Source organism: Acinetobacter sp. YH12116 (assembly GCF_013418895.1).
Classification (GTDB): Bacteria; Pseudomonadota; Gammaproteobacteria; order Pseudomonadales; family Moraxellaceae; genus Acinetobacter; species Acinetobacter indicus.
Genome location: NZ_VPBE01000057.1, coordinates 1 through 5,315 on the forward strand (window position 1 = coordinate 1; position 5,315 = coordinate 5,315).

General features: G+C 33.4%; 4 protein-coding genes. 1 reads left to right on the plus strand and 3 read right to left on the minus strand.

Going from position 1 to position 5,315, the window contains the following annotated elements; genetic code table 11:
- Window positions 1-128: 128 nt before the first annotated feature.
- Window positions 129-1,583 (minus strand): benzaldehyde dehydrogenase, encoded by a 1,455-nt coding sequence (locus tag FTU54_RS14890; protein WP_180074899.1) that lies wholly within the window; start codon window positions 1,581-1,583, stop codon window positions 129-131.
- Window positions 1,584-1,679: 96 nt separating this feature from the next.
- The gene (locus FTU54_RS14895) at window positions 1,680-2,756 is read right to left on the minus strand and encodes a hypothetical protein (protein ID WP_180074900.1); all 1,077 of its coding nucleotides are present in this window, start codon (window positions 2,754-2,756) and stop codon (window positions 1,680-1,682) included.
- Window positions 2,757-3,220: 464 nt separating this feature from the next.
- Here FTU54_RS14895 and FTU54_RS14900 point away from each other — a divergent pair, with 464 nt between their 5' ends.
- Complete coding sequence (locus FTU54_RS14900; protein WP_168370623.1) at window positions 3,221-3,847, plus strand: TetR/AcrR family transcriptional regulator; 627 nt, start codon at window positions 3,221-3,223, stop codon at window positions 3,845-3,847.
- Window positions 3,848-3,946: 99 nt separating this feature from the next.
- On the opposite strand, the gene FTU54_RS14905 is transcribed toward FTU54_RS14900, so the two are convergent.
- On the minus strand, window positions 3,947-4,912 hold the full coding sequence (locus tag FTU54_RS14905) for a transporter (protein WP_180074901.1): 966 nt from the start codon (window positions 4,910-4,912) through the stop codon (window positions 3,947-3,949).
- Between the last annotated feature and the right edge of the window lie 403 nt (window positions 4,913-5,315).

Sequence of the window (5,315 nt, forward strand, 5' to 3'; positions counted from 1 at the left end):
AATACCAACGAACAGCCCAAAGAATGATTTCACCTTGAAAGTGCCGACCGTGGAAGGGATTCATCTGCTGTATCTCGAAATAAATAAGATATTTAGCTTATCATGTCAGCCTATTTGCAACAGTGCCTTTAAAATTGATAGTTTGGAGCTTCTGCTTGTATAGTCATCCACTGCCATTGAGTAAATTCATCTGCATTCGCTGGACCGCCAATGCGTGTACTATTTCCAGATGAACCATACCCGCCAAATGGATTTAAAGTTTCATCACTCACAGTTTGATCATTTATATGCAATAGACCAACTTTTAGCTGTTGCCCTAATTTCATACCGCGACCAACATTAGAGGTAATAATACCTGCCGATAGCCCATAATCCCCCATATTTGCTAAATCTATAGCTTCTTGGTCTGTTGAAAATGGAATTAATACAGCTACTGGACCAAAAATTTCTTCACTAAAAATAGGATTATCTTGTTTGACTGCAGATAATACGCTTGGCTCAAAAAAGGCGCCTTTAGAGTTTCCACCAATTTCTAGTATTGCTCCATGCTCTATTGCATCATTAACTAATTGTTTAACTCGCAGGCTTTGCTTTTCATTTATTAATGGCCCAATTGTTACATTTTCTTGAGTTGGGTTACCTACAACAAATTCCTTAACTTTCTCAACAACCTTATTTTTCAATTCTGTATAGATATTCTGATGAATCAGTATCTTTCCTGATGTCATACAAATTTGTCCCGAATGAAGAAATGCACCCCAAACAATATTTTTAGCAGCTAATTCAATATTAGCATCTTCCAAAATTATAAGTGAGTTTTTACCACCTAACTCAAGTGATACTTTTTTTAAAGTTTTACCTGCATTTGCACCAATAGTACGGCCTACTGCTGTTGAACCAGTAAATTGAATACTATTTATATTAGGATCAATGGTTATAGCCTCTCCAGTTTCAGCATTGCCAGGTAAAACATGCAGTAACCCCTTAGGCAAACCAGCAAGTTCAAAAATTCTTGCAATAGCATAACCACTGCATACTGCAGTGCGCTCATCCGGTTTAAGGATGACAGCATTACCAAAAGCCAAGGCTGGTGCAACAGCACGTATAGCTAAATATAATGGAAAATTAAATGGAGAAATTACGCCTACCACACCTAATGGAAGACGTTTGGCAATACTAACCTTTCCATTCGAAGTTGGGAGAACGGTTCCTTGATCCATGCTTGGCAAAGCAACGCAATTTTTTAAAACCTGTAAGGCAATATTAACTTCAAAATTAGCTTTCAAACCAATAGAACCGCTTTCTTTGACAATCCACTCTACTAATTCAGCCTGATGTTCAACTACAATTTCTACAGCTCGTTCAAATACAGTTTGCCGTTCTTGATAGCTTAGAGCCCACCAATCCTTTTGCGCTTTTTGGGCTTGCTTCCCTGCTTCAATAACATTGTATTTATCTGCATATCCAATTTTACCAAGCGTTTCACCCGTTGCAACTTCTTCAACGCTATAATGATTTTCTGTATCAAACCAAGTACCATTAAATAATTTTCCATTCAAAATCGATTGAGTGATTAATGACATAATAATTTCCTAACATCCTGTTAAATAAAAGTAATACTCTGTCTCACCATCAGATAACAATGAAACATTAATTATCAATTAAAAGTTTCAAATAGTTTAATTGGCACTTTCCAATCCAACCTTACCAGCGACAGTTGATTCAATTTTCTCTATTTGGTCATCAGGTTTAAATTCATTTTCACCTTCATATTTTGGTAAAGCTGAATGAAATGGGCAGCCTGTAAATTTTGGATCATCTTTGTATAGAGCCGAAAACTGTGCAGGAAATTTTTTATCCAAATCACGAATTTTCTGTTTAAAAGTATTTCGTTGCTCGTCACTCATCTCTTCGCGCATTTCAATAAAACTACGCGGAGGATCATCCTCAAATGTATCTTTATGCCAAAGGATAAAGGCAAGCATTTTAGGAAGGATTTCTTGCGCCATTGGTAAAGGAGGATCAATTTGCATTGTTTTCAAAGTCGACGGTAAAGCAAGGCTACGAATTAATTGATGACCTAACCAATGTAATTCTTCAGGGAAATGACGTTGAACAAATTGTTCATAAATTGCTGATGCAATTAAATTCCCTTGTTCAGGCTGAGGTCTTGGCGTATTTTCGAAGTCTTCACAAAAGCGAATGCAACCTTCAAAATCTTCTGGGTATCCCTCTACTGGTATATTATTTTCCGCTCGAAATAACTTGCACATTTCCCCCCAAAATTTATGAGAAGCTATTTTTTCATTTTCCGAGACTCCAGGTAATCCTAGGCGAAGTCGAAAGCGATGACCTAATATCGCTGAGAAAGCACAAACATAAATATAGTCTTCTTGATATGAAAAGTTTCCAGGATATTTCTTAGCCCAAAATGCATGCAAGTTATTAATTCCTTCCACAGATTTTTTTGTGCGTTCATCATGAGGGCCATACCACCACCATAAAGCATTTGTGCTTTGAGTTTGTTCTACCCGAGAGTTAGCCCGTTCTACAACTTTCCCACCTTTATCTCGCCAGACAACTTCTGACCCCCATTCCGTAACAACAAAATTAGGAAATGTTAAGGCATACATCAAATTAGACATAAACTCACTGGAATCATAACAAGTCGCAAGTTGCCAGATTCTCACATAATCTTTTTCTGGATCTAGTGTCTCAATTTCAGCCCTAATCCATTTTTTTGGCGAACTATTCATAGAAGTATTTCCTATATTTATTGATATCTAGAAAATATTAAAAACACAATTTAGGAAAACTCATTTTTTGTGTTTTAATATTTAATTTCTTAGTTACTATTTATTATGCATAGTAGAAATTGACTCAATAATTTACATGCCTAAATTTCCTAAGATTTTGATATCATAAAAATCATATTTAGAATGAAAAAATCATTTTTTCATTCTTCCATTTAATTACTTTGGCAAATGAGCAACATCTATAAAATGCTACCCATATTAAATATTACGGGAGAATTGCTTAACATTTTTGAGATACCAACATATATAATGCAATCACACGCGCCACCTTTAACTAAACGAAACCGTTTAGTTAAAGGTGATTTTTATACACCTATTAATTAATGTCAAGCTTAATTTGGACATAAATGTAGTCTATTTTTTGAATTAATTTACCAAAGCAAAATTAATTGGATCATTACGATATGCGAAAAAAAACTAAGGATAAAGAACTCTTGTTTGTGAAAACTGCAAAAGATTTATTTATAAAACAAGGAATTGGAAGCACATCCATGGAAGCAATAGCAACGGAGGCTGGTGCTTCGAAAGCAACTTTATATAGCTATTTCCCAAGCAAAGAGTCTTTATTTGAAGCAGTTGTTAATGAAGCTGCCATTGGTGCGCGTGAATCTTTTGCATTTGCAAATAAAACAGAAAATCTTGTTGAAGCATTACATCGCTTAGGAATGGCATATTTAGAATTAATGACACGTCCAGATATCATTGCAGTAAATCGATTAATTATTAGTGAATCAGGTCGGCAGCCTGAATTAACTCGAATTTTTTATGAAAATGGGCCACGCAACATACATCTTTCAATATGTGAAACATTGCAAATATTCATTAATAAAAAAATAATAGATATAGCAGATGTACAGCAGGCAGGCATATACTTCAAAGCAATGTGTGATGCTGAACTTGTTGAACGTCAACTTTGGGGGTTAGATGATGCACCTACATCAAATAAGTGTAAAAATTCTGTAGAAAATGCTGTTAAATTTTTTTTAGCAGCATTTTCCTTGAGCCATATCATTAAAGTTAATAATAATTAAGCTGAATTTCACTTTAAAAATTAATAAATCATAGCTTTGCATCACAATCATTCAATATAAATTAAATTTGCCTGATAAAATCATCAGGCAAATTTAACATTAAAACAAATATAACCATCTAAATATAACATTTTCAGAATTTTCAAATCTATTCTCAACTTTAGATTCTTTATGGGATGTTACATAAAATTTATTATTACCATAATCAAGCATAAAAGCTGGCCCAATTGCAAAAACATTTTCTTTTGAATTATCTATAGTTTCGTTATTAATTTTATCCTTTGTTAATTGATGAAGATAATATCCATTTATACCTAAGGTAAGATGCTCCCCCATCTTATATCCTAGATTATAATTAGTAGTTAAAAATTGACCTGATTGCGTATTTCTAATATTATCATCAAGTGGTATGCTACTTGATGGTGAAGTATTTTTAAAATTATAGTAATAATATGGCCTTAAGCTAAGGGAAATATTTTCGTTAAAATTAAATGTCATTGCAGCATATAAAAATATAGATGAAAAATTTGCGCCTGGGTTTATATCTTTATTTTTGTCATATTCACCAACAGGAATTGTAATACCAACACCTAGACGATCAGAAAATATTGGATTGTTTTTAAAATAAATTGGATCATGTTGAATATCTATCCCAATCGTTGGGTCTCCCATACCAAAAGGCTTATCTTTAAGTTGAACAGGACCATTCATATCTGCATCTAAATGTATAAATGGAACAATTAAATCTAAACCTGGATGACCTCCAAGTATTGTCTTTTGAGTATCAAACATATAAACATATTGATTGTTTATTACTGTTGTTTTTAAAGAAGATTTTCCTGGTAAAGCATTATTCCCGTGACTATCTTTCAAGTTGCCTGCATTTGAATAGCCAATATAGGTTTGCCAAATAGAATCATTAGGTTTACCTCCAAACCCATCATAAAAACTGGTTGCTCCTAAATTAATGCCATTAGGTAACGTTACACTCGGGATTGCAGCATAAGACATACTTGTGCAAGTTATAATGTTTAATAGATACAAAAATTTAAAAGATGACTTCATAGAAAAATCCTTATTTCTATACTGAGATTGTTTAATAACAGTGATACTAATCACTTTAAAAAATAAAACTATTTATGTGTGGTATAAACCATCCAAAATAATGAAATATCCATTTAAAAATTATTAGTATTAAGTTAATTCATTTATCACACTTAACTAAACGACACCGTTTGGTTAAGTGTGATTTTTATACAATCCCAACAGAGTGTCAAGAAAAAATTAAAACAATAAATTTTTCTTATAAAGAAGTAAGCGTCCGCTGAACCCCACTTTTTCTGGCACTGTTGCAAATAGAGATTTGAGTCGATGATGTTCCCTTTAAAAAGTACTTAGAGACCGAAAACCCTGTTGATTAGACACACTTCACCCTGAGGCTGACCATAATAAAATGACGATGCTTGTC

What these genes read in the sequence shown, in the direction of transcription:
- FTU54_RS14890 (WP_180074899.1), bottom strand. Translation starts at nt 1,583, where the DNA reads ATGTCATTAATCACTCAATCGATTTTGAATGGAAAATTATTTAATGGT.
- FTU54_RS14895 (WP_180074900.1), bottom strand. Translation starts at nt 2,756, where the DNA reads ATGAATAGTTCGCCAAAAAAATGGATTAGGGCTGAAATTGAGACACTA.
- FTU54_RS14900 (WP_168370623.1), top strand. Translation starts at nt 3,221, where the DNA reads ATGCGAAAAAAAACTAAGGATAAAGAACTCTTGTTTGTGAAAACTGCA.
- FTU54_RS14905 (WP_180074901.1), bottom strand. Translation starts at nt 4,912, where the DNA reads ATGAAGTCATCTTTTAAATTTTTGTATCTATTAAACATTATAACTTGC.